Raw genomic sequence first — 24,344 nt, 5'->3', positions numbered from 1 at the left:
AGAAAATCCCATGCCTTTGCCATTGATCTACCACGATGATTACAGCCCCGAGTTCCCGGCGGACCACCGCTTCCCGATGGACAAGTTCCGCCTGTTGCGTGACCACTTGGTGTCCACCGGGCTGACCCAGGACAGCCAACTACTGCGCCCACCGCTGTGCCCGGCGGACATTCTGGCCCTGGCCCATGAACCTGGGTATATCGAACGCTACATGAGCGGTGAGTTGTCCCGCGAAGACCAACGGCGCCTCGGCCTGCCCTGGAGCGAAGCCCTGGCGCGGCGTACCGTGCGCGCGGTGGGCGGTTCGATCCTGGCGGCGGAGCAGGCGCTGGAGCACGGCCTGGCCTGCCACCTGGCGGGCGGCACCCATCACGCCCACTACGATTACCCGGCGGGCTTTTGCATCTTCAATGACCTGGCCGTGATCAGCCATTACCTGCTGGCCAGCGGCCGGGTCAACCGCGTGCTGATCTTCGACTGCGACGTCCACCAGGGCGACGGCACCGCGCGCATCCTCCACGACACGCCGGACGCGATCACCGTGTCGCTGCACTGCGAAAAGAACTTCCCGGCGCGCAAGGCCCAGAGCGACTGGGACATCCCGCTGCCCATGGGCATGGGCGACGCCGATTACCTCAAGGTGGTGGACGACGCGCTCAACTACCTGCTGCCGCTTTACCAACCGGACCTGGTGCTGTACGACGCAGGCGTCGACGTGCATAAGGACGACGCCCTCGGCTACCTCAAGCTGACGGACGAAGGCGTCGCCGCCCGCGATGAGAGCGTGATGCGCCATTGCCTGGGCCGCGACATTCCGGTGATGGGCGTGATCGGCGGCGGCTACAGCAAAGACCGTGTGGCCTTGGCCCGCCGCCACGGCATCCTGCACCACAGCGCGCAACGGGTGTGGACGTCATCAGGTTGTCATTGAAATATGGGCGTTACCCACAATGCCTGTGGAACGGCCTGTGGATAACTTGAGCGTAAACGTCTGAAAGCCAGTAACCGCATAGCCTGTAGGAAGCTGTACGTTTTTTGATCAGGAACTTGCGCCGTCCTCGGGTAGAATGCTCGGCCTATTCACGCGACCGTAGCCCTGCCCATGTCTCACACCCCTGCTCAACACGTCACCATTATCGGCGGCGGCCCTGCCGGCCTGATGGCCGCTGAAATCCTGAGCCAGGCGGGCCTGCGGGTGGACGTGTACGACGGCATGCCCTCGGTGGGGCGCAAGTTCCTGCTGGCCGGTGTGGGCGGCATGAACATCACCCATTCCGAGGCTTACCCGGCGTTCCTGTCACGCTATGCCGAACGTGCGCCGCAGATGGCGCCGTTGCTGCGTGCGTTTGGTGCGCAAGCACTGTGCGAATGGATTCATGGCCTGGGCATCGACACCTTTGTCGGCACCTCCGGCCGGGTGTTTCCCACAGACATGAAAGCCGCCCCGCTGTTGCGTGCCTGGCTCAAGCGCCTGCGCGACCACGGCGTGGTTATCCACACCCGCCATCGCTGGCTGGGCTGGAGCGCGGACGGCGGTTTACTTATCCACAGCCCGGACGGCGAAAAAACCATCCACAGCGACGCCGTGCTGCTCGCCCTTGGCGGCGGCAGTTGGTCGCGCCTGGGCTCCGACGGCACCTGGCTCAAGCGGCTGGAAGCTAAAGGCGTGCCCTGCGCGCCGTTACAGCCGAGTAATTGTGGCTTCGAGGTGTCGGCCTGGAGCGAACTGATGGTCAGCAAATTCGCTGGCGCACCGTTGAAAAACGTCGCTATCGGCCTGGGAGATGACAAGCCGCGCCTCGGCGAATGCGTGATCACCGCCAGCGGTATCGAGGGCAGCCTGATCTATGCGCTGTCGGCACCGATTCGTGAGGCGATCAATCGCAATGGCGCCGCCACGGTGCACATCGACCTGCTGCCGAGCAAGCCGCTGGACAAGGTCCAGGCCGCCTTGGCCAAGCCGCGTGGGTCGCGCTCGATGAGCAAGCATCTGCACAGTCAGTTGGGGTTGGATGGGGTCAAGGCGGCGTTGTTGCGTGAGCTGGCACCCGCCGAACATTTCAACGACCCGGCGCAATTGGCTGTGGCTATCAAGGCATTGCCCCTGAGCCTGGTGAAAACCCGGCCGATGGATGAAGCGATCAGTACGGCGGGCGGTGTGCCGTTTGAGGCGCTGGATGAGCGGTTGATGCTCAAGCAATTACCGGGGGTGTTTTGTGCGGGGGAGATGCTGGACTGGGAGGCGCCGACCGGCGGGTATTTGCTGACGGGGTGTTTTGCCAGTGGCAGAGCGGCCGGGCGGGGGATGTTGGAGTGGCTTAAGCGTTGAGATCTGCGGTGAATTCAAAGCCGTCATCGGGGGCAAGCCCCCTCCCACATTTTGAATGTATTCACAGATCAAAACTGTGGGAGGGGGCTTGCCCCCGATGACGGCCATCAGCAGCGCCGCAAAATCACTTCTTCTTACGCGGCCCAGTATTGAACACCGGCACCTTGCGCACCGGCTTGATCGACGGCTCGGCAGGCGCGACCTCGCCACTGTCCACCCACTTGCCCAGGTTGCGCTTGCCGCCACCACCGGAAGCCTTGGGCTTCTTCGGCTTTTTCGGTTTCTTCACCACTTGCCCACTGGCATCGGTGTCCGGCACGCGGTGTTCCGGTTCGAAATCCTGTTCCATATGCCGGGTCAAGGTCTGACGCGTGAGCATCTCGATGGCCGACAGCATGTTCACTTCATCGGCGCACACCAGGGAAATCGCCTCGCCGGTGTTGCCCGCGCGGCCGGTGCGGCCGATACGGTGGATGTAGTCCTCAGCCACAATCGGCAGGTCGAAGTTGACCACCAGCGGCAGGTCTTCGATATCCAGGCCACGGGCCGCCACGTCGGTGGCCACCAGGATCTGCACGTCGCTCGACTTGAAGCGGTCCAGCGCACGTTGACGGGTCGCCTGCGGCTTGTCGCCGTGGATGCCGTCAGCATTGATGCCCAGGCCCTGCAGCTTATCCACCAACGCGTCCACGCCGTTACGGGTCTTGGCGAACACCAGCACCTGCTTCCAGCGGCCCTTGCGCATCAGGTGGACAAACAGCTCCGGCTTGCGCTTCTTGTCCACCGGCACCACCCATTGCTTGACGGTATTGGCGGCGACGTTGCGCGGGCTGACTTCGATGCTCAGCGGGTCGTTGAGCATTTGCCCGGCGAGCGTGCGGATTTCATCGGAGAAGGTCGCGGAGAACAGCAGGGTCTGGCGCTTTTTCGGCAGCATGCGGTAAATATTCGCCAGCTCCTCGGAGAAGCCCAGGTCGAGCATGCGGTCGGCTTCGTCGAGCACCAGGGTTTGCAGCTGATTGAGTTTCAGCGCGTTCTGACGAAACAGGTCGATCAGGCGGCCAGGCGTGGCGACCAGCACGTCGACGCCTTTGCGCAGCTTCATCATCTGCGGGTTGATGCTCACGCCGCCGTACACCGCGTAGGTGGTGAGCGGCAGGTGCTGGGCATACTCAGCAACGCTGGCGTGAACCTGCTCGGCCAGCTCGCGGGTCGGGCACAGGATCAGCGCGCGCGCCGAGTTGGCGGCGACTTTCGGCCCTTCCATGGTCAGCAGTTGCAGGAGCGGCACGGCGAAAGCAGCGGTCTTGCCGGTGCCGGTCTGGGCAGCGGCCATCAGGTCGCGGCCGGCCAGCACCGCCGGAATGGCTTGCGCCTGCACCGGCGTCGGGGTCTGGTAGCCGAGCGTCTCAAGGGCGCGCTGCAAGGGTTCGATCAGGCCAAGTGTGGCGAAAGTCATGTGGTTACCGTAGGGGAAATTCAGCGCCTAAGCGGGTAAAAAGGCGTTATGCGCGGCAGTTTACCTTATTTTCGGCCCAGGCTTTCGCCACTGGGGCAGGCTGATCAACAGCACGGCGCTGATGATCACCAACATGGCCAGTGCCTCTTCGATGCCGATGGACTCGCCGACAAACACGATCCCCAACAACACCGCCACCGCCGGGTTCACATAGGCATAGCTGGTCGCGGCAGCCGGACGCACGTGCTTGAGCAGGTACATATACGCGTTGAAGGCGATGATCGAACCGAACACCGTCAGGTAGGCCAGGGCCAGCCAGCCCTCCAGCGGCGGCATGGCTTGCAGGTGCTCACCGGACACTGCGCTGCCGATCAACAGGGCCGCACCGGCCACCAGCATCTCCGCCGCACTGGCCATGGCGCCCTGGGGCAGCGGCAGTTGCCGGCTCCACACCGAACCGAACGCCCACGAGGCGGCGGCAAACAGCAATAAAGCCGCGCCGATCGGGCTCGATTGCAAGGTGCTGCCCATGTTGAGCATGGCAATGCCGATAATGCCCAGGATCACCCCCGCCCACTCCAGACGGGTATTACGCGCGCCCCAGAAATAACCGCACAGCAAGGTGAACAGCGGCACGGTCGCCACGGCTAGCGCAGCGACACCGGACGACACCCCCGCGTGCTCCGCCAACGTGACGCCGCCATTACCGAAAGTGAGCAGCAAAATCCCGATCATCCCGGCAGACTTCCATTGCACCCACGTCGGCGCCGGCACTCCACGCCAGCGCAAAAACGCGTACATCAGCGCCCCCGCCGTACAGAACCGAATCCCCGCCAGCAACAGCGGTGGCCAGTACTCCACACCGATCCGGATCACCAGGTAGGTAGACCCCCAAATCACATACAGCGCAAAAAAGGCGGCGATCAACGGTAAGGGAAAGCGACGTGGGCCAGGCATTGGGCAGCTCTGCGGCAGAAAAAGAGAGGCTTATTCTAAAAAAACAGGTGCATAAACATAAGTTACAAAACCTGTTTAAACCGCCCATACACTTTTCAAAGCATGGTTATGAGGGCTATAAACCATGCTTTCGAAAGCCACCTGACGCTGGAGCCTTTTCATGGACAAATACGACCGCATGCTCCTCAGCGCCCTGCTCGAAGACGGCCGCGCGTCCTACGCGCAACTCGCACGCACGGTCAACCTCTCCGCCCCCGCCGTGGCCGAGCGCGTGGCCAAGCTGGAAGCCAGCGGCGTCATCACCGGCTACCAGGCCAAGGTGGACCTGTCCAAAGTGGGTTTACCGATCCAGTGCGTGATCGAACTGCGCCTGACCAACCATGGCAGCCAGAAGGTGTACGACGCCCTGGCCGAAATCCCCGAACTGACCGAATGCCACCGGGTCACGGGCGATCCGTGCGTGATCATGCAAGCGGCGGTAGGCACCATGCCGGAGCTGGAGAGTTTGATTAATCGGATAGCGAAGTTCGGGTTCAGCAAGACCTCGATCATTTTGTCGAGCGCGATAGCGCGGCGGGTGCCGTTGGGGCAGTTGGAGGGGAATGGGAAAAGTGGTGGCTGATCCAGCGCCATCGGGGGCAAGTCGAATCGTCGCACCGCCCTTCCCACTTTGATGGATGAACACAGTCAAAATGTGGGAGGGGGCTTGCCCCCGATAGCAGTGGATCAGTCAGCTTATGTGTAGCTGACCCACCGCAATCGGGGGCAAGCCCCCTCCCACATTCGTTATGTGTGGTTCAACGAGGTTGCACACACTCCAGCGCCCGATCCACCACTCCCTTCGCCATTTCCACCAAATGCATCACCGCACGCTGCTGCGCGTTCATCGCCTCACCCGGCAAGTGCGCAGTTTTCACCGCGCAATGCAGCAAGTCCGCCGCATGGGCGAGGGCATCTTCTAGGCTCAGGTTGTCATTCAGGATGAAGGTGGGTGCATCCGGGGCGGACGCTTTGAGGTAGTAGTCGATGGCGCGGCGGTTGAGCAGGGCGTCTTCGCTCAAGAAGTCTGGTGGATCGGGGGTGACTTTGACCATGGTGTAATTCCTCTGAAGTAAGAGGCCGTCACCGTTCGCTTGCACGCGAATGAGGGTGGCAGCTGTACGCAGGTGTGCAAGACCGGGGCAAAGGAAACCCGGCAGACCCCGAAGGTCTCCAGCGCACAGCCGCCATAACAGATAAACGCCGACCACTAAAAACCAGGCGTTGAGATGTAGGGCGCTAGTGCACCTTTGCGAACCGGACTTGCACGTCCGATCATCGATGATTCGATGACGAGGCGAGACTAGCTACCTGATCCGAGGGGCGCAAGGCCGTGGAATTCTCTAGGAAACGTCCCGCAAATGAAAGGGATTGGTCTTGCTTGCCACTAAAACATCAGTTCTTTGTGGAGGCTTTTAGCGGTCTTCTGAAACGTCAGTAGGCTAAGCGCTACTGCTTCGTCGGACCTTTCTGGTTTTTCCCGCCAACCACTAATCGCCCTTTGCTGAAACTTACTATCCGCCTGTCATTTACGTACAGGGACTACGGCATGCAGGAAAGCGATCTTCATACAGCAATCATGCGAAGCAAGTTTGAGCTCGAAAGCAAGGGCATCGATTTCGGCTCAACTTCAAGCATGGCGTTTCATATGGGAAACACAATGACAAGCTGCCCGGCAGTCATGGCTTTGCCTAATTCGCCAGGCTGGACCCATGGCGCCAGTTATCAGTTACTCAAGCCCATTCATGCGGAATCCTCGGTGCCGAGCACTACTTTTGACGAACTCTGGAAGTGTACAAAGCAACACTACGGCTTGACGGCTGCAACGGTTCTCACTGGTGCGGCGGGCATACCGATAAGCAAAATTGCCGTGGGCACTTGGGTTCAAGTCGGCTCCAGCAAAACGACGAACCTGGCTAGCCTCATCGGAATGCGCTTCTTCCCTCGTACATTGATCAGGCAGCCAACCGTGGCCAGAATGGCGAAAGCAACATTTGGAACTGTCAGGGTATTTGGCATTATCGGGCGAGGCATTCCCTTCGTGGCTGCGGGGTTGGCTGTCTTTGATCTAATCAGTATTGGTAAGTGTGCCTACGAGGCAAGAAATGGAAAGTAATCTGACCCGAGCCGAGATCAGCGAAAAGGTCATTCAACTGTTCGTCGATATCATCGGCTTCATCGACCGCAGCCAGGTGACGGAACAAACGGATTTCATCCATGACTTCAAGATCATCGATGACGATTTGACTTGCTTTGTCATGCAGATCAAGTGGCAATTCAAACTGCGCGCGACGCAGGCAGATTGGGATCACATCACCACCCTTGAGCAAATTGTCGACTTGATCGTTCAGCGTTCAAATCTGCAGTGCGGCCTCTGACGCCATCGGGGGCAAGTCGAATCGTCGCACCGCCCTTCCCACTTTGATGGATGAACACAGTCAAAATGTGGGAGGGGGCTTGCCCCCGATAGCAGTGGATCAGTCAGCTTATGTGTAGCTGACCCACCGCAATCGGGGGCAAGCCCCCTCCCACATTTTGAACGGCGTTGTTCTATCAGAACCCGCGATGCTTCTTCAAATGCTCATTGATCTTCGCCGCCGGGACTTTCTGCAAGGTACACAGCAGGTCGTGGGACAGCTCGCGCAAGCCATGGGTTCGCCGCAGTTGCTCGGCCAGGTGCGCCGTCAGGTTAGCCGCCATCTCCGCATCGGCCATGGCCCGGTGAGCCTGGCCGGTGTGGGGCAGTTGGGCGTAGCTGTTGAGGGTGCCGAGTTTGTGGTTGGGTGCAGCAGGCATGAGGCGGCGGGCCAATAGCAGGGAGCAGGCGAATTTTTGCAGGCGGGTGCGGCGGATCAGGCCCAGTTCGAAGTCCCAGAACTTCTGGTCGAACGCGGCGTTGTGCGCCAGCAGCGGTGTGGTGCCGACGAACTCGTTGACTTCGTTCATCACCCGCTCGGCCGGCGGCGCGCTGCGCAGCATGGCGTTGCTGATGCCGGTGAGCTGTTCGATAAAGCCCGGCACGCGCACGCCGGCGTTCATCAGGCTCTGGTAGCGGTCCACGATCTGGCCACGTTCGAGGATGACCACCGCGATTTCCGTGGCCCGGCAGTGGCTGCTCGGGGTGATGCCGGTGGTTTCAAAGTCGATGACCGCTATACGTTCCAAACCTGTTCCAACTCCGTCTAAGCATTTATCTATTGAACCGCAGCGCTTATTTGAGCAGCAACGCGCCTTCGATCGGCACGTAGCGGCTGGCGGCGCGTATCAGTGAGTTGGCCGTCAGCCCCGGCACGCCGTAGGCCACGGCTTCGACACCATGCTTGTGGATGATGCGGTCGAGCAGCATGTCGAAATCACCGTCGCCGGAAGCCAACACCACTTCGTCGACGTTAGCGGCGGCGTCCATGATGTCGATGGTGATACCCACGTCCCAGTCGCCCTTGGCCGAGCCGTCGCTGCGCTGGATGTAGGGTTTGAGCTTCACGGTAAAGCCCAGGTTGCGCAGGATCTGCTGGAATTGCTGCTGCTTGCTGTCACCACGGTCGATGGCATAGGCATACGCCTCGACGATCTGCCCGCGCGAGCTGATGTCAGCCCACAAGGCGGCGTAGTTGAAATGGCAGCCATACGCCTGGCGCACGGTGTAGTAGAGGTTTTGTACATCGGCGAACACTGCAATTTTCTTCACCGCACTTCCCCATGACTGCCGCTTGGACCCCGGACGCGAAGGTCCGCAAAGGTTGCCAGTATGCCAGCCACGGGAAAGTTTCCGGGAAAAATCAGCCCGGGGCGGCAAAGCGCCCCGGCCTGGATACGTCAGACGAAGGAATCGTCGTCGTCGAAGGAGGACGAGTTGTCGGAATAATCACTGTCCGCGAAGCTATCGGAATTGTTGCTGCCCCAGTTGTCATTGCCAGCAAACTTCTGGTCATCGTTGCCCCAGTTGCTGTTGTCACTGGCAGGCGCGGGCACTTCACGGATGATTTCTTCCACCACTTGCGGCTGTTGCGAGTTGTGGTTGAACAGGCTGCTGATACCTTCCGCCAGCATCACACCACCGGCCACACCCGCTGCGGTTTTCAGGGCGCCACCGAGAAAGCCACTGCCGATGGGGGCGGCGGCGGGTTGTTGCGGCTGTTGGTAATTCTGCTGTGGGGCAGCGTAGTTTTGTTGCGGCGCAGGCTGTCCGAAAGACGGCCGAGCCGGTTCACGCCAACCGCCGCCGGATGAGGCCGGAGCGCTCTGTGGCGGTTGCGCGTCACGGGAACCACCGCCGAAAATGCTCGACAGAAAGCCACCGCTGCTCGGCGCCGGTTGTGCCGCCTGGGACTTGGCCCGCTGCAACTCGTCCTGCAATTGCTGGATCTGTTGCGCCTGCTGCTTGTTCTGCGCGTCGAGGTTCTTGAGCGCGTGTTCCTGCACCAGGATCGACTGGGTCATGTAGTACCCGGCCGCCGGTTGGCGCGTCATATGCTCCTTGATCCGCGCTTCGGCCTGCGCGTCGCGGGGGGCTGAGTCCGTTTCGGCCTGTTGCAGCCGTGAAAACAGTCCATCGATCAGGGTTTGCTCTTCGCTGTTCATGGCGACCTCGTTAGATTGCCGGTAGAAATCATGGTCCGGCCTGTGATCAGGCTCGGTCCTGCTAGTTATGGGGGTGTTACCAGTTGTTTCAATGGTCTTTACTCAAGGTTTACGTTTGCTTGCTCACGGCACCTATCGGTTAAAGTGTGCCCCTGCTTTTTTTCGGCCTGTGATGACTCTGATGAATCCGTTAGATGTGCTGCGCGACTCCCTCCGTTTCACCCAGCGCAACCTGGGCGCCATCGTCCAGCTGTGCCTGCCGCTGGTGATCCTCGAAGCCCTGCTGCAACAGGTGCTCGACCACACGCTCGGCCCGGATGCCTTCCCCGGCTACAGCGTGGTGGTGGGGTTGCTGGTGTATCCGCTGTACACCGGGGCGCTGATCCTGTTTCTCGACGCCCGCACCCGTGGCGAATCGCCGCGCACCAAGGATGTGTGGGCCATGGCCCTGACGCTGTGGCCGCGCTTCGCCCTGCTGACGGCGATGAGCACCCTGCTGATACTGCTCGGGCTGTCGCTGTATTTCCTGCCGGGCCTGTGGCTGATGGTGGTGCTGGCGTTCGCCGAATACCTGCTGGTGCTGCGCGGCATGCCTGCACTGGCGGCGATGAAGGAAAGTTTGCGCCTGACCCGCGGGCATTTCTGGCGAATCCTGGTGTGCCTGCTGTGCGTAATGACGCCACTGTGGCTGCTCAAAGGCGCCAGCATGGCGGCGTATCCCGAGCCCGCGCCGTTGCTGGGCGTGCTGATCGACAGCGCACACAGCTTCCTGCAGCTGTTTACCAGTGTGGTGCTGTTCCGTTTATTTATGCTGATCGGTGGCGACGCCGACGTGCGGTGATATGCTCCGTGTCACCCCTGACACGCTATAAGCCGAGCCGATGACCCGTTTATTGCGCATCACCTTGCTGGGCCTGCTGATCATCGCGGGCCTGCTGACGGCCCTGATCTACAGCCTGACCTGGCGCCCCGCCGACAAGCAAACCCTGCCCGTGAGCTGCATCGCGCCCCGTGCGCCGACCCTGTTGCCCGGGCAGGCGCTCAAGGTGATGACCTGGAACGTGCAGTACCTGGCCGGCAAGAACTACGTGTTCTGGTACGACACCGCCGACGGCAGCGGCCCGGACGACCGCCCCACCGTCGAAGACATGGCCTTCAGCCTCGACGAAGTGGCCCGGGTGATTCGCGACGAACAGCCCGACATCCTGCTGTTGCAGGAACTCGACGAAGGCGCCAAGCCGTCCCACTACCAGGATCAGGTGGCGCTGCTGCAAGAGCGGCTCGTCGATCTCTACCCCTGCAGCGCCCAGGCCTTCGACTGGAAAGCCGACTTTATCCCCAACCTGCATATTTTCGGCAGCGTCGGCCGCAAGCTGGTGACCCTGAGCCGCTACCAGATCGAACACGCCGAACGCCTGCAACTGCCCGTACCGCCCGCGGATTTCATCAGCCGTCAGTTCCAACCCAAACCGGCGTTGCTGCTGACCTATCTGCCCTTGAGCGACGGCGGCCAACTGGCGGTGCTCAACACTCGCCTGGAAGGCGACGCACCCGGGCGCAGTGCGGTGCAAGCACAAGTCCAGGCCACGGTAAAACTGCTGGATAAGTTCGAAAGCCGCGGTACGCCGTGGTTGATCGGTGGCGATTTCAATTTGCTGCCGCTGGGGCAATTCCTGCGCCTGGATGCCGGTAAACGCGGGCAGTATTCACCGGACAGCGAACTGCATCTGCTGTGGGACAAATACCCGATGATCCCGAGCAACAGCGAATCCACCGGGATTGATCGTGAGCAGTGGCTGACGCACTTTCCGAATGACCCGAGCCTGGACGGGCCGGATCGCACCGTCGATTACCTGTTTTACAGCTCGCGGATCAAGCGTGTAGAAGCCAAGGTGCGCCAGGCGGATACGTTGCGCATTTCCAACCATCTGCCGGTCATCGCCCGCTTCCTGCTGCCCGCCGCGCAATAACCGCCCCTCCCACATTTGAATCGCGGTCACGCTTACTTGCGTGGTTTGATTCGGGCGGTGGCCTCGGCCACCAACGGGTCATCCGGCCAGTAATGCTTGGGATAGCGCCCTTTCAGATCTTTCTTCACCTCGGCGTAGGTACTGCGCCAGAAGTTCGCCAGATCCTGGGTCACCTGCACCGGCCGTCGCGCCGGGGACAGCAGGTGCAACTTGACCACCTGGCGCCCGCCGGCAATGCGCGGTGTATCCGCCAGGCCGAACAATTCCTGCAGGCGCACCGCCAGAATCGGCGGATGCTCGCTGTAGTCCAAGCGCACCGACGAACCCGACGGCACTTTCAAATGGTGCGGTGCCAGTTCGTCCAGGCGTTGGGGCAACGGCCAGGGCAACAGGTTGTGCAGGTAGCTGGAAATATCCAGGTTGGCGAAATGACTGAGGCGCGAGACCTTACCCAGGTAAGGCATCAGCCAGTGCTCCAGGCTGGCGAGCAAGGCGCTGTCGCTGACGTCGGGCCATTCGCTGGTGGTGCCGGTGTCCAGCTGGCGCAGCAACATCACGCGGGCCTGCCATTGGCGCAGTTCCGGCGTCCAGGGCAACAGCTCCAGGCCTTTGCGCCGGACCAGGTTGACCAGCGCCTGGCTGCGGGCGTTTTCGTCGAGGCCGCTGAGGGGTTCGCGGCTGAGCACCAGTTCGCCGACTTTGCGCTGGCGTTCGGCGCGCAGCACGCCTTCGCGCTCGTCCCAATCCAATTGGTCGACGGTGCGTACTTGTTCGGCGAGGACCGTGTCGAACAGCGCCGGATCAAAATCCGCCGCCAGGTAGATGCGTTCTTCGCGCTGGCCCTGGCGGCTGCCCAGGTCGGCAATCACCAGCCAGGCTTGTTTCATCAGGCTATCGGCCTCGGCGAACAAGGCGGCGCGGCCATTGGCCAGGCGGTATTCGGCGCCGCCGGGGCGGCGTTGTTGGGCCACGCGGTCGGGATACGCCAACGCCAGCAGCGCGCCGAGCCAACGCGGGTGTTCGGGGTCGGCCACCGGCTTGGTCGCCTGGCCGCGCAAATAGCCGCGATATTGCCGGGCCAACTGCTTGGCGCGCTGAACACCACCCTGAGTGCCCCGCGCGCGTTCTTCACCGGACAATAACGCCAGGCGACTGTGCAGATCCGCGCCGCCCCCGCGCAGGATGTCGCGCTCGCCCAGCAGCGCGGCGACATCACACGCAGTGGCCGCCAGCCCCAGATCCTGCCCGCGCAGCAGCAGATGGGCGATGCGCGGATGGGCCGGCAGCTCGGCCATCTTCTGGCCGTGGGCGGTCAGTTTGTCGTCATTCAAGGCGCCGAGGCGTTGCAGCAGGTCCTGAGCCTGGGCATACGCGGCAGCGGGCGGCATGTCGAGCCACACCAACTGCGCGGGCGCAACGCCCCAACGCGCCAGTTGCAAGGCCAGCCCGGCGAGGTCGGCGGCGAGAATTTCCGCGCTGCCATAGGCGGCCAGGCCTTCGTGCTGGTCCTCGGACCACAAGCGATAGCACACGCCCGGTTCCAGGCGCCCGGCCCGGCCGGCACGCTGGGTGGCGCTGGCGCGGGAGATGCGCTGGGTGTCGAGGCGGGTCATGCCGCTGCCGGGGTCGAAACGCGGCACACGCGCCAACCCGGCGTCGATCACCACGCGCACGCCATCGATGGTCAGGCTGGTCTCGGCGATGTTGGTGGCCAGCACCACTTTGCGCTTGCCAGCGGGCGCCGGGTCGATGGCGGCACGCTGGGCGTTCAGGTCGAGTTCGCCATGCAGCGGGCAGAGCAGCACATCGCGGCGATCACCGAGCGCGTCCGCCAGTTGCTGGTTGACCCGGCGGATCTCCGCCTGGCCGGGCAGGAACACCAGCACGCTGCCGGTTTCGTCATGCAAAGCGTCGAGGATGGTCTGCACCAGGCGCGGCTCGATGAATTCACCGGCCTGGTACGGCCGCCCCCAGCGCATCTGCACCGGGAACATACGCCCTTCGCTGCGCAGGATCGGCGCGTTGTCCAGCAACGCGGCCAGGCGCTCGCCTTCGAGGGTGGCGGACATCAGCAGGATTTTCAGCGGCTGCTCATCGCGAAACAGGTCGCGGCCATTCAGGCTCAGGGCCAGCGCCAGGTCGGCGTCGAGGCTGCGTTCGTGGAATTCGTCGAAGATCAGCAGGCCCACGCCGTCCAGCGCCGGGTCGTCCTGCAGGCGGCGGGTGAGGATGCCTTCGGTGACCACTTCGATGCGCGTGTTGGGCCCCACTTTACTGTCGAGGCGGATGCGGTAGCCGACGGTTTCACCGACCTTTTCCCCCAGCTCGCTGGCCAGGCGCTCGGCGGCGGCGCGCGCGGCCAGGCGTCGGGGTTCGAGCATCAGGATGGTCTGCCCGGCCAGCCAAGGCTCATTCAACAAGGCCAAGGGTACGCGGGTGGTTTTACCGGCGCCGGGCGGTGCTTCCAGCACGGCTTCATGGCGATTCGCCAAGGCGTCACGTAGGGCGGGTAAAACATCATCGATCGGCAACGAATTCATACTGGCTCCAAAGCAGAGCGGCGAGTATAACGGCGAACTGTCGGATACCGGTGGTGGTCTCCCGTAGGCGCGAGCCTGCTCGCGAAAAATCACAGAGCACCACGCACATTCAGGCAGCACGCGGTATCGTTAACGTCTTTCGCGAGCAAGCTCGCTCCTACAGTGACTGACAGGAGATTTTCCATGCGTATCGCTTCCCGTGTCATCGGCGGTGTCCTCGCCGTCACTCTGCTGAGCCAACTGACGGCCTGCGGTTCGATTTTCTATCCCGATCGCCGCGGCCAGATCGACGGCAAGATCGACCCGACGATTGCCGTGCTCGATGCCGTGGGCCTGCTGTTCTACGTGATCCCTGGCCTGATCGCCTTCGGCGTCGACTTCGCCACCGGCGCGATCTACTTCGAACCGGGCAAGACCGCACAAGTCGCCCCGGAGAAACTGCAGCAAGCCATCGGTGCCGACGGCAAGGTCGACACCGCCAAGCTGCAGACCATCATCCAGCAGGAAACCGGTCGCACGCTGCCGCTGGACGACCCGCGCATGATCCAGTTCAAGGGCAGCGTGCAACAACTGGCGGCCCTCGGCTTACAACCGTCCGCCTAAGGATCTGACCCGCTTATGACCAGCAGTCCCGAACACGCCCGGCTCTTGCGCCTGGCCACGCGCGCCTCGGTGGGCGTGGCCTCTGTGCTGATTGTGACCAAGGCCATCGCCTGGTGGCTCAGCGGCTCGGTGAGCATGCTCGCCGGGTTGACCGATTCGCTACTCGATGGTGTCACCTCGCTGCTCAATCTGCTGGCGGTGCATTACGCCCTGCGCCCGGCCGATGACGATCACCGTTACGGGCATGGCAAGGCCGAGTCGCTGGCCGGGATGGCGCAGGCGCTGTTTATCGCCGGCAGTGCGGTGCTGATTGCGTTGCAGGCATTCGAACGGATCAAGCATCCCGAGCCGGTGGGCGCGCCGTGGCTGAGCATTGGCGTGATTATCTTGTCCCTGGCGCTGACCGTGGCCCTGCTGGTCCTGCAACACCACGTGGTGCGGGAAACCGGCTCAAGCGCCGTGCGCGCCGACTCGCTGCACTACCGCTCGGACCTGCTGCTCAATGGCAGTATCTTGATTGCGCTGATCCTGGCCGGTTTCGGCTTCCATCAGATCGACGCCTGGTTTGGCCTGGGCATCGCGGCCTACATTCTGTGGAGCGCGATCCAGATCGCCCGGGAAAGCTTTGCCGTGCTGATGGACGAAGAACTGCCGCCGGACGTCAGCCAACACATGCTGGAATTGGCGCGTGGTGTACCCGGCGTGCTGGGCGCACACGACTTGCGCACGCGGATTTCCGGCAACCACTGGTTTGTGCAACTGCACCTGGAATTGCCGGGGGAATTGACGTTGTCTGTCGCCCACGGCATCAGCGACCAGGCCGCCGATGCCATTCACAAAGCCTACCCGCGGGCCGAAGTGCTGGTACACGCCGACCCGTTGGATGTGGTGAGTGGCGCCCAGGCCTAGTACTGCACCTGATAGCCGCGACTGCTCAGGCAGTTGCCCTGGGCCTGGCGATAGGCTTGCACCACTGCCGGGGCCGGAGCGTAGGTGACCGCTTGCGGGTCAAAGCCACTTTGCTGCACGGCCCAGCGATAACAGTCGTAACCATCCTGCTGCACCTGCGCCGGTGACTGGCCGTTGGCGGGATAGGCCACCACGTCATAACCGTTACCCTGGGGCGCTGGCTGCGGTGCCGGTACGGCGGTCGGCGGTTCCACCACCACGTACTGCTGGGTACTGTTTTCGTAGGTGTAATAGGCACCCGCCGCGAGGAAAAACAGCGCACCGCCCACCCACACTTCGCGCGCGTAGTCCGGCAAGTAATGCACGCGGATGCCATACGGCGGCGCCACCACTACATAGCGCGGGCCTTGCGGGCGATACCAGTAGCCGCCGGAGAAGAAATAATCCTGGCCACGGTAAGGCACGCGGTAATTACGCTCGGGAAAACGATCCACCACATACCCCGGGCGATACTGCGGGCCGGGGCCCCAGCCGTTGCCGTGCCCATCGGGGCGACCTGGCCAGCGATTATCACCGGGACGCCCATTGTGGTAACCGCCATCGTTGCCTGGACGTGAACCGGGGCCGCCGGCCTCCCAATGTTGATTGCCGTCGTTGCGGCGCGGGATATCGCGGTAGTAACCCTCACGCGGTTCCTGGGTCTGGCGCACCGTATCGGGCCGCCCCTGGATCGGCAGGCTGTTCGACGGTTGTGGCTGCGGTGCCGGGCGACCCGGCTCATTGCCCTGGGGCCGGCCTTGCCCCTGACCGCCGCCGTTCGGGCCGCCGCGATCAAAATGCGGGTTCTCCGGGCGTGGCTGATTGTTCTCAGGCCGAGGCGGCGCGATCTGCGGGCGCGGCTGATTATTCTCGGGCCGCCCGCCACCTTCAGGGCCGCGTTCATGCTGCCCGCCGCCCTGCGGCCGCTCGGGTGAATTATCGCGCTCGTCCGCTGTTACCTGCGCGCTGACGCTGACCACCAACAAACCAACACCTGCCATTCGCCAGATGCGCTTCATGCTCTTCCTCACTGCGGTTTAGGGCTTATCAATGAGACTGGAAAAGCCTCGCCCGGTTCTGGAACAGGTTATCAGTCACGAGAACTATTTTCTTAAGGCAAAAAGAAAGGGGCAGCCCGTCGGCCGCCCCTTGAGAACTTCGTCCTGGCTCAACGCTTATGACGTTGGCTCACCTCACGCCGTCTTGTGGACAGTGTGCAGCCTGGAGGCCGGCTCAACCCTGCTGGGGTGGCGGCCGCAGCGGGCCTGATTGGGCGAGCTGCAGTGGACTATGTCCAGGCGGTGATTCTGTTGGTAATCATAGGCGCAGCGCCCCGGCAGATGATTGCGAAGATTGCGTCAATAAACAGTGCTTGCGCAATTTTTAACCCTTAAGGGATAATTCACCGCAATAGTTACGACAAAGGCCAGCCCCATGAGCAAACTTGACCGATACGACCTGAGTATTTTGGCGGAATTGCAGCGCGACGCGAGGATCTCCAACCAGGAGTTGGCCGAGCGTATCGGGCTGTCGCCGTCGCCCTGCTCGCGCCGGGTCAAGCAATTGGAGGACGACGGCTACATCGCCCGCCAGGTCGCGCTGCTCGACCGCAAGATGCTCGGCCTGAGCCTCACCGCCTACGTGCTGATCGGCATGGACCGCCACACCCCCGAGCGCTTCGAGAACTTCGAAGCCGCCATCCGCACCCTGCCGCAGGTGCTGGAATGCAGCCTGGTGACCGGAATGGATGCCGACTATCAGTTGAAAGTGGTGGTGCCCGACATGGATCACTACCAGAAGCTGCTGCTGGGCCACCTCACTCGGATCGAAGGCGTGACCAGCGTGCGCTCGAGCTTTGTGCTGAACCAGGTATTGAACAGCACCGAGCTGCCGCTGACCCACCTGCGTACTTGAGATCGGTGACGGTCAAAGGTGGGAGGGGGCTTGCTCCCTCCCATATTCAGCCTGTGTTTCAACCGTGAAGTCTGCCTGCGACGCACCGACGCAGGTCAATGCCCAGCCCGAGCACTGCCGTATACTTCCCGCCTGCCCTGTCGGAAGAAACCAATGAACTCGATTGACCCCGCACTATTCGAAGAATGGATGATGACCGGCCTGGTCACGATTCTGATCATTTTCATGGGCTTCATCGTCTGGGACCTGGCGAAGAAATCCAAGGCCGGGCGTTTTGGCTCGTTCATTCTGTTTTTCGTGCTGGGCCTGGGCGTGGCCGCGTTCGTCATCAAGAGCGTGGTGATCGGCCTGATCGAGTCCGGCGCCTTATAAGCGCGCCGGCACGGCCTTCCATTGGCCCTGCTCCAGGCCGTCGATGGACCAATCGCCAATCCGCACGCGCACCAGGCGCAAGGTGGGCAACCCCACCGCCGCGGTCATGCGCCGCACCTGGCGGTTTCGCCCCTCACGAATCACCAACTCCAGCCAGTGGGTCGGCACGCTTTTGCGAAAACGCACCGGCGGGTTGCGTGGCCATAACTCAGGCTCGTCCAGTTGCCGTGCTTCGGCGGGCAAGGTCATGCCGTCGTTGAGCTCCACCCCGTCGCGCAGGCGTTGCAGTTGTTCTTCGGTGGGTTCGCCTTCCACCTGCACCCAGTAGGTTTTCGCCAGCTTGTGCTTGGGGTCGGCAATCCGCGCCTGCAATTGACCGTCGTTGGTCAACAGCAGCAGGCCTTCGCTGTCACGGTCCAGGCGGCCCGCCGGGTAGATGCCGGGGATGTCGATAAAATCCTTGAGGGTCGCCCGCCCGCCTTCGTCGCTGAACTGGGTCAGCACGTCGAACGGTTTATTGAACAGGATCAGCTTCGGCTCGGCCGGTGGCGCCTTGGCGACGCGACGGGTTGCGGAATACGGGGCTTTCACGCCAGGGCGACGCGAATCGGGACGGCTGGGACGGGACATGGCGAAGGAACATCTAACGGTCAGGACCGACAATGCTAGTGGCCTGACCGCTAAATGACCATCCCAACCGCTTAGCGGAACGGCGGCTCGTCGAAGCTGCGCAGTTTGCGCGAATGCAGCGAGTTGAGCTCGGTGCGCAACAGGTCGACCGCCTCGATGCCGATCTTCAAGTGCTGGCTGACCGCCCGCTCATAGAACGCGTTGGCCGAGCCCGGCAGCTTGATCTCACTGTGCAACGGCTTGTCCGAGACACACAGCAACGTGCCGTAAGGCACGCGCAAACGGTAGCCTTGAGCGGCGATGGTGCCGCTCTCCATGTCCACCGCGACGGCGCGGGACAGGTTGATCAGCGGCCGTTCCTGGGCCCAGCGCAGTTCCCAGTTGCGGTCGTCGTAGGTCAGCACGGTGCCGGTGCGCAGGCGCTTTTTCAGCTCTTCGCCTTTTTCGCCGGTGACGTTGGCCGCCGCTTGCTGCAAGGCCATCTGCACTTCGGCCAGGGCCGGGATCGGGATGTTCGGCGGCACTACGCGGTCGAGAATGCCGTCACGGCGCATATAGGCGTGAGCCAGGACATAGTCGCCGATGGTCTGGGATTGGCGCAGGCCGCCGCAGTGGCCGATCATCAGCCAGCAATGCGGACGCAGCACGGCCAGGTGGTCAGTGATGTTCTTGGCGTTGGACGGGCCGACGCCGATGTTCACCAGCGTCACCCCGTGGCCGTCACTGGCCTGCAGGTGGTAGGCCGGCATCTGGTAACGGTGCCAGACCACGCCTGCGGCAATGGCGGACGCTTCGCCGTGGTCCATGCTCTTGTCGATGATCACGTTGCCCGGCAACACCATGCGGATAAAACGCGGGTCGCTGCGCAGTTGCTCCAGGCCATGCACGATGAACTGATCGACATAACGGTGGTAGTTGGTCAGCAGGATCCACGGCTGTACATGGCGCCAATCGCTGCCGGTGTAATGCACCAGGCGGCGCAGGGAAAAGTCCACGCGGGCCGCATCGAACAGGGCCAGGGGCAGCGGGTCGGTGTTTTCCCAGTCGTACAGGCCGTCGGCGATGCCATCGGTGGCGGCCGACAGGTCGGTGCTGGGGAACACCCGCGCCAGGGTCGCGGCGGTCACGCCGGAGCCGGCCAGTTCGTCGCCCTGCTCGACCACATACGGGTAAGGAATATTCTGCTGGCTGACGCCGACTTCCACCGTCACGGTGAAGTCGTGCATCAGCGGCACCAATTGCTCCAGCAGGTATTTACGGAATGCCGACGGATGGGTGACGGTGACGCTGTAAGTCCCCGGCAGTTGGACCTTGGCATACGCCCGGGTGGTTTGTGGGACTTCGCCATGGCATTGGTAAGTCAGGCGCAGCTCCGGGTAGCGAAACATCGCGCGTTGTTCGGCGTCGGGCTCGACGCGGTCCTTGAGGTATTGCTTGAGGGCCTGATTGAGCGCGCCGGTAGCACGCTCATGCAGAGCCGCCAGCCGGTCCACGGCTTCTTCGGCGGTTTGAACGACAACAAAAGCTTCGGTCACGGTAAGCATCCTGTGTGCTGACTTGCAGACCTTTATCTTGCCTGTATCCCTGTCAGACGCAAACTTTGAATTGGCATGCCTACTCAAGAAGAGCTCAGTCCCTGTGGGAGGCTGGCACACCGCGATCGCAGGCAAGCCAGCTCCCACATGTTGACCGCGTGTATTCAAAGGGCCTGTGGCGTGGACCGCGCGACAATCGCCTCAACATCCACACCGCGTGGCAAGGTGCCATACACGCGCCCCGACGACTGGCCCAAACGACTGGCGATAAACCCATCGCTGACCGCCGCGTTCCCGGCCTCCAGCAACAACTTGGCCTGCAACGCTACGGCAATGTCCTCGGTCAGTTGCCGCGCGCGGTACTGGATATCCTGGGTGTCCATGAACGCCGATTTCAGTTGCTCGACATGCCGCGCCAACTGCCTGTCGCCATGCCCGTCGCCCAGCTCGACGAACAGCGCTTCCAGCACGCCCGGTTCTTTGGACAAGGCGCGCAGCACGTCCAGGCACTGCACATTGCCGGAACCTTCCCACGTCGAATTCACCGGCGCCTCACGATACAAGCGCGGCAGGATACTCTCCTCCACATAACCGGCACCGCCCATGCACTCGGCGGCTTCGTTGATCATCGCCGGCGCGCGCTTGCAGATCCAATACTTACCCACCGCCGTCACCAGCCGGGAGAACTTGGCTTCCTGCTCATCGCCCAAATGATCGAGGGCGCGGCCCATGCGCAGGCTCAAGGCCAGCGAGGCCTCGCTTTCCAGCGCCAGGTCGGCCAGCACGTTTTGCATCAGCGGCTGCTCGCTGAGTACGCGACCGCCGACCGAACGATGGGCGCAATGATGGCTGGCCTGGGTCAGCGCCTGGCGCATCAAGGCGCTGGAGCCGACCATGCAATCGAAGCGGGTCATGGCGACCATCTCGATGATGGTCGGCACGCCACGGCCTTCTTCGCCGACCATCCAGGCCAGGGCGCCGCGGAACTCGACTTCGCTGGACGCGTTGGAGCAATTGCCGAGTTTGTTTTTCAGACGCTGGATATAGAACTGGTTGCGCGTGTCGTCCGGACGGTGCCGAGGCAGCAGGAAACAGGTGAGGCCCTTGTCGGTCTGGGCCAGGGTGAGGAACGCATCGCACATCGGCGCCGAGCAGAACCACTTGTGCCCCACCAGCTCATAGGCTTGACCGGGGCCGCCCGCGCCCACGGGGTAAGCACGCGTGGTGTTGGCGCGCACGTCGGTGCCGCCCTGTTTCTCGGTCATCGCCATGCCGATGGTGGCACCGGCCTTGTGGGCGATGCCGACGTTGCGCGGGTCGTAGTCGGTGCTGAGGATTTTCGGCAGCCAGGTCTGCGCCAGATCCGGTTGCAGGCGCAGGGCCGGGACGCAGGCAAAGGTCATGGTCAACGGGCAGCCTGTGCCGGCCTCGGCCTGGCTGTGCAGGTACGTCAGGGCAGCACGGGCCACATGGGCGCCGGATTGTGGATGAGCCCACGGCAGCGACGGCAGGCCATGCTCGACGGCGGTGTGCATCAGCTCATGGTAGGCCGGGTGAAACTCCACCAGGTCGACACGGTGGCCATAGCGGTCATGGCTGCTGAACTGTGGCTTGTTCTGGTTCGCCAGGAACCCGGCCGCCATCAGCGGCCCACCGGCCAACGCGCCATAGGCATCGAAGCGCGGTGCTGCCCAGCCGGCGTCGAAGCGGCGCGACCAGTCTTGCAGCGGCACATCGATGCGGTACAGGTTGATGCCGTCCAGGGAGGGCGGCTGGTTGGTGACGTCGTGGGTTTCGGCGAACTGGTGCAGGTTCATGACGGGCCTCCTGGAAAAAAGGCCACCTGGGGTTGCGGCCCGAATTTCAGTTAAGCACCGTCATCTCGCTTAAAAAAGTGGCATACGCGCCGAATGTCCGGCGCTTTCGCCCTCTGACGGACACAGCAGCCGACGTTCCAGCAGCGCTTGCAGCGCGTCGAAACGTACCGGCTTGACCAGGCGCTCGGTGATGCCGATGCCATGGCAGCGCTCGCGTTCGGACACATTCAACGTGGTGCTCAGGGCGATCACCGGTAACTCGCCGCAGCCGGGCAACGCGCGAATCTGACAGCACAACGAGAAACCGCCTTCCGGTATATCCAGCAACACTGCGTCGAAGGTTTCCCCCTGCAACGCCGCCAACGCCGCCGGCCCGCTGTCGACGGTTTTCACCCGATAACCGAGCTTGAGCAACATGCCGCGCACCACCAACTGGCCGACGCTGTTGTCGTCCACCAGCAGCACCGCACACTGCGCAGGCGTGCGTGCGTGCGCGGGGCTTGCCGGGCGTGGCTCGGGCTGCAGCGGGGTGACCGCCAGTTCCAGCTGAAAACGACTGCCCTTGCGCGGTTCGGAATGATGGGTGAGGCGCCCGCCGAGTAATTCGATCAGTTGCCGGCAGATCGCCAGACCAATCCCCAGGCCGCCGTATTCGCGGGTCGTCGAGCCATCGAGCTGGAAGAAACGCTGGTACAGGGTGGCCTCGTCGAGGAACGCAAAGCCGATGCCCGTGTCGGTGACGATAAAACTCAGGCGCACTGCACCATCGCTCAGGGGCACGCCGACCACCCGCAGACGCACGACGCCTTCGTGGGTGAACTTGAAGGCGTTGTCCAACAGGCAATCCAGGCACTGGCTGAGTTTGTCGGCATCGCCGCGCAGGCGATCGGGCAAGTCGTCGGCGACATCGATGGAAAAGGCCAGGCCTTTGCTCTGGGCGCTGGCGCTGAACTGCTGGCGCAAGGTGTCGAGCACGCCGCGCAGGCTGAACACCTTGGGCTGGGCACTCAGGCGCCCGGCCTGCAACTCGGTGAGGGTGAGGATGCCATTGACCATCCGCATCATGTCCCGCGCCGAGCCGGCGGCGGTTTGCTGGTAGTTCGCCAGGTCGTCGTCCAGAGGCACGGTCTGCATCAATTCCAGGGAGCCGATCACCCCATTCATCGGCGTGCGCAGTTCGTGGGTCAGGGTGGCGAGGAATTCGTCCTTGAGCCGGTTACTGCGGGCCAACTGCTGGTTGAGCACTTCGAGCTTCTGGCTCGCGTCGTAGAGGATCTGCGCCTGTTGCTCGCGCATGGCGTTGATGCGGTCTGCCAGGGCCAGGGACAACAGCGCCACTTCGATCGCCGAGCCGATCTGGCTGGCGTACATGGTGAGGAACACATTCGGCAGGTAACCCAGCACCATCAAGGTGTTGACCACGCCGCCCAGCAGGAACGCCGACCAGGCGATGATGAAATAACGCGCCACCCGCTGGCCGCAGTACCAGGCCTTGATGGCGGCGACGAAGATAGTCACGGTGAACACCAGCGCCAGGCCGGTGGCCAGGCGCAGCGCGAGAGCGTAGCTGGTCATCAGTGAGAGCAGCATCACCACCGCGCCACAGGCCACCAGCGCCAGCAACAGGCGATTGATCCAGCGGCTGTGCTGGGCGGTATGCAGGAAGCTGCGGGCGAACAAGCTGCCGAACAACGCCGCCGAGCCGATCATGAACGGTGTCGCGGCATTCGCCCACCAGGGGTTGTTCGGCCAGAAATACTCCACCGCCGCACCGTTCACCGACAGCTGGTACAGACCGAACGAGGCGATATAGAAGATGTAATAAAGGTAGCTGGTGTCGCGCACGCTGAGGTAGATGAACAGGTTGTACACCAGCATCCCCAGCAACACGCCATAGATCAGGCCCAATACATATAGGCGCAGCGGTTGTTGTTCCAGGTAGGCAGTGCTGGACCACAGCGTCAGCGGCGCCTGGATCGAACCTTCGCTTTGCAGGCGCAGGTAGACGGTCTTGGTTTCGCCCGGCGTGAAGTCGACCTTGAACAAGTAGTTGTTCTGGCGAATCTCGCGGCTGGAGAACGCCAAGGCATCCCCGGTGCGACCGGCCAGGCGATAGTTGCCGGTGCTGTCGGGCAAGTACAGGTCAAGGTGGTCGAGGGGCGGATAGGCCAACTCCAGCAGCCAGGTGCGCTGGGTTTCAGGCGGCTTGGGCTGGTAACGCAGGTTGACCTTGAGCCAGAACACCGAGCGCGAATAGCCGGCGTTGAGGGTGTCTTTGTCGTGGGGCTTGAACTGTGTGGCAGCGGCGGGAGCGCTCACATCGGCGATGGTCAGGGTGTTGGTCGGGTCTTCGAGCACTTGCATGGCCCGGCCCAGCGGCAGGCTTCGAGTGTCTTGGGTGAACTCAATGGCGTCGGCGAGCAGCGGTAGCCCGCACAATAATAAAATCAGCAAATAACGCATAGAGCCCCAGCGTGACCTGTCCGGTCATGTCAAAAAGCCTCCCATTCCTTTTGAGAAGACGTATACCGGCGATACAGTAAGTTGTTTCGAATCACTTTAGCATAGCCGCTAAAGGCCATTAGACACCATTGATATAATTTTTCTAAAGGCTCTAGAACAAGGCTTTCAGCGGACTTCACAACTAAAA

The 24,344-nt window shown here is 62.5% G+C and carries 23 protein-coding genes; 11 read left to right on the top strand and 12 right to left on the bottom strand.

Going from position 1 to position 24,344, the window contains the following annotated elements; genetic code table 11:
- Window positions 1-10: 10 nt before the first annotated feature.
- Both C5F70_RS28525 and C5F70_RS28520 read left to right on the top strand, forming a co-directional pair.
- Window positions 11-931, top strand: coding sequence for a histone deacetylase (locus C5F70_RS28525; protein ID WP_046482194.1), 921 nt, complete (start codon window positions 11-13; stop codon window positions 929-931).
- 171 nt (window positions 932-1,102) lie between these two features.
- A complete protein-coding gene (locus C5F70_RS28520; protein ID WP_104904390.1) occupies window positions 1,103-2,329 on the top strand; it encodes a TIGR03862 family flavoprotein in 1,227 nt (408 codons plus the stop codon).
- Window positions 2,330-2,453: 124 nt separating this feature from the next.
- Here C5F70_RS28520 and C5F70_RS28515 read toward each other — a convergent pair whose 3' ends face one another.
- Together C5F70_RS28515 and yedA are read right to left on the bottom strand one after the other, a co-directional pair.
- Window positions 2,454-3,788, bottom strand: coding sequence for a DEAD/DEAH box helicase (locus tag C5F70_RS28515; RefSeq protein ID WP_017848302.1), 1,335 nt, complete (start codon window positions 3,786-3,788; stop codon window positions 2,454-2,456).
- Between the two features lie 60 nt (window positions 3,789-3,848).
- Window positions 3,849-4,745, bottom strand: a complete 897-nt coding sequence (gene yedA, locus C5F70_RS28510; RefSeq protein ID WP_017848303.1) for a drug/metabolite exporter YedA — start codon at window positions 4,743-4,745, stop codon at window positions 3,849-3,851.
- 160 nt (window positions 4,746-4,905) lie between these two features.
- On the opposite strand from yedA, the gene C5F70_RS28505 reads away from it, so the two are divergent.
- Window positions 4,906-5,367: an Lrp/AsnC family transcriptional regulator gene (locus C5F70_RS28505; protein WP_017848304.1), complete on the top strand. Its 462-nt coding sequence runs from the start codon at window positions 4,906-4,908 to the stop codon at window positions 5,365-5,367.
- A gap of 175 nt (window positions 5,368-5,542) precedes the next feature.
- Here C5F70_RS28505 and C5F70_RS28500 read toward each other — a convergent pair whose 3' ends face one another.
- Entirely contained in the window at window positions 5,543-5,839 is a 297-nt protein-coding gene (locus C5F70_RS28500) for a DUF6124 family protein (RefSeq protein ID WP_017848305.1), read from the bottom strand.
- Between the two features lie 494 nt (window positions 5,840-6,333).
- On the opposite strand from C5F70_RS28500, the gene C5F70_RS28495 reads away from it, so the two are divergent.
- A complete protein-coding gene (locus tag C5F70_RS28495; protein WP_046381958.1) occupies window positions 6,334-6,900 on the top strand; it encodes a hypothetical protein in 567 nt (188 codons plus the stop codon).
- The gene (locus C5F70_RS28490; RefSeq protein ID WP_017848306.1) at window positions 6,890-7,162 is read left to right on the top strand and encodes an acyl carrier protein; all 273 of its coding nucleotides are present in this window, start codon (window positions 6,890-6,892) and stop codon (window positions 7,160-7,162) included. The genes C5F70_RS28495 and C5F70_RS28490 overlap by 11 nt, the downstream gene beginning before the upstream one ends.
- A gap of 175 nt (window positions 7,163-7,337) precedes the next feature.
- Here the strand turns inward: C5F70_RS28490 and C5F70_RS28485 are convergent, their stop codons facing one another.
- From C5F70_RS28485 to C5F70_RS28475, 3 genes are all read right to left on the bottom strand, one after another.
- Complete coding sequence (locus C5F70_RS28485) at window positions 7,338-7,949, bottom strand: PolC-type DNA polymerase III (protein ID WP_017848307.1); 612 nt, start codon at window positions 7,947-7,949, stop codon at window positions 7,338-7,340.
- Between the two features lie 46 nt (window positions 7,950-7,995).
- Entirely contained in the window at window positions 7,996-8,472 is a 477-nt protein-coding gene (locus C5F70_RS28480) for an NYN domain-containing protein (RefSeq protein WP_017848308.1), read from the bottom strand.
- 128 nt (window positions 8,473-8,600) lie between these two features.
- The gene (locus tag C5F70_RS28475) at window positions 8,601-9,365 is read right to left on the bottom strand and encodes a DUF2076 domain-containing protein (RefSeq protein ID WP_017848309.1); all 765 of its coding nucleotides are present in this window, start codon (window positions 9,363-9,365) and stop codon (window positions 8,601-8,603) included.
- A gap of 181 nt (window positions 9,366-9,546) precedes the next feature.
- On the opposite strand from C5F70_RS28475, the gene C5F70_RS28470 reads away from it, so the two are divergent.
- Window positions 9,547-10,206: a YciC family protein gene (locus tag C5F70_RS28470; RefSeq protein WP_046381956.1), complete on the top strand. Its 660-nt coding sequence runs from the start codon at window positions 9,547-9,549 to the stop codon at window positions 10,204-10,206.
- Window positions 10,207-10,246: 40 nt separating this feature from the next.
- Entirely contained in the window at window positions 10,247-11,335 is a 1,089-nt protein-coding gene (locus tag C5F70_RS28465; protein WP_104904389.1) for an endonuclease/exonuclease/phosphatase family protein, read from the top strand.
- A 32-nt stretch (window positions 11,336-11,367) separates the two neighbouring features.
- Here the strand turns inward: C5F70_RS28465 and hrpB are convergent, their stop codons facing one another.
- Window positions 11,368-13,875: an ATP-dependent helicase HrpB gene (hrpB, locus tag C5F70_RS28460; protein ID WP_104904388.1), complete on the bottom strand. Its 2,508-nt coding sequence runs from the start codon at window positions 13,873-13,875 to the stop codon at window positions 11,368-11,370.
- Between the two features lie 183 nt (window positions 13,876-14,058).
- On the opposite strand from hrpB, the gene C5F70_RS28455 reads away from it, so the two are divergent.
- Complete coding sequence (locus C5F70_RS28455) at window positions 14,059-14,478, top strand: hypothetical protein (protein ID WP_017848313.1); 420 nt, start codon at window positions 14,059-14,061, stop codon at window positions 14,476-14,478.
- A gap of 15 nt (window positions 14,479-14,493) precedes the next feature.
- Window positions 14,494-15,387: a cation diffusion facilitator family transporter gene (locus C5F70_RS28450; protein ID WP_017848314.1), complete on the top strand. Its 894-nt coding sequence runs from the start codon at window positions 14,494-14,496 to the stop codon at window positions 15,385-15,387.
- Here the strand turns inward: C5F70_RS28450 and C5F70_RS28445 are convergent.
- Entirely contained in the window at window positions 15,384-16,445 is a 1,062-nt protein-coding gene (locus C5F70_RS28445) for a DUF6515 family protein (protein ID WP_104904387.1), read from the bottom strand. The genes C5F70_RS28450 and C5F70_RS28445 overlap by 4 nt on opposite strands.
- A gap of 415 nt (window positions 16,446-16,860) precedes the next feature.
- Here C5F70_RS28445 and C5F70_RS28440 point away from each other — a divergent pair, with 415 nt between their 5' ends.
- Window positions 16,861-17,340, top strand: coding sequence for an Lrp/AsnC family transcriptional regulator (locus tag C5F70_RS28440; protein ID WP_003194418.1), 480 nt, complete (start codon window positions 16,861-16,863; stop codon window positions 17,338-17,340).
- A gap of 162 nt (window positions 17,341-17,502) precedes the next feature.
- Entirely contained in the window at window positions 17,503-17,712 is a 210-nt protein-coding gene (locus C5F70_RS28435) for a DUF2788 domain-containing protein (protein WP_026140189.1), read from the top strand.
- Here the strand turns inward: C5F70_RS28435 and C5F70_RS28430 are convergent.
- The 4 genes from C5F70_RS28430 to C5F70_RS28415 form a co-directional block, all read right to left on the bottom strand.
- On the bottom strand, window positions 17,707-18,342 hold the full coding sequence (locus tag C5F70_RS28430; RefSeq protein WP_104904386.1) for a pseudouridine synthase: 636 nt from the start codon (window positions 18,340-18,342) through the stop codon (window positions 17,707-17,709). The genes C5F70_RS28435 and C5F70_RS28430 overlap by 6 nt on opposite strands.
- 71 nt (window positions 18,343-18,413) lie before the next feature.
- Window positions 18,414-19,886, bottom strand: a complete 1,473-nt coding sequence (gene amn, locus C5F70_RS28425; protein ID WP_162231494.1) for an AMP nucleosidase — start codon at window positions 19,884-19,886, stop codon at window positions 18,414-18,416.
- 155 nt (window positions 19,887-20,041) lie between these two features.
- The gene (locus C5F70_RS28420; RefSeq protein WP_104904385.1) at window positions 20,042-21,694 is read right to left on the bottom strand and encodes an acyl-CoA dehydrogenase family protein; all 1,653 of its coding nucleotides are present in this window, start codon (window positions 21,692-21,694) and stop codon (window positions 20,042-20,044) included.
- Window positions 21,695-21,763: 69 nt separating this feature from the next.
- Window positions 21,764-24,157, bottom strand: a complete 2,394-nt coding sequence (locus C5F70_RS28415) for a hybrid sensor histidine kinase/response regulator (protein ID WP_104904384.1) — start codon at window positions 24,155-24,157, stop codon at window positions 21,764-21,766.
- Window positions 24,158-24,344: the final 187 nt, after the last annotated feature.

It is taken from the genome of Pseudomonas sp. LH1G9 (assembly GCF_002949975.1).
Classification (GTDB): Bacteria; Pseudomonadota; Gammaproteobacteria; order Pseudomonadales; family Pseudomonadaceae; genus Aquipseudomonas; species Aquipseudomonas veronii.
Note: the sequence above shows the minus strand (reverse complement) of the source record. Positions and strands in the feature narration are given on the sequence as shown.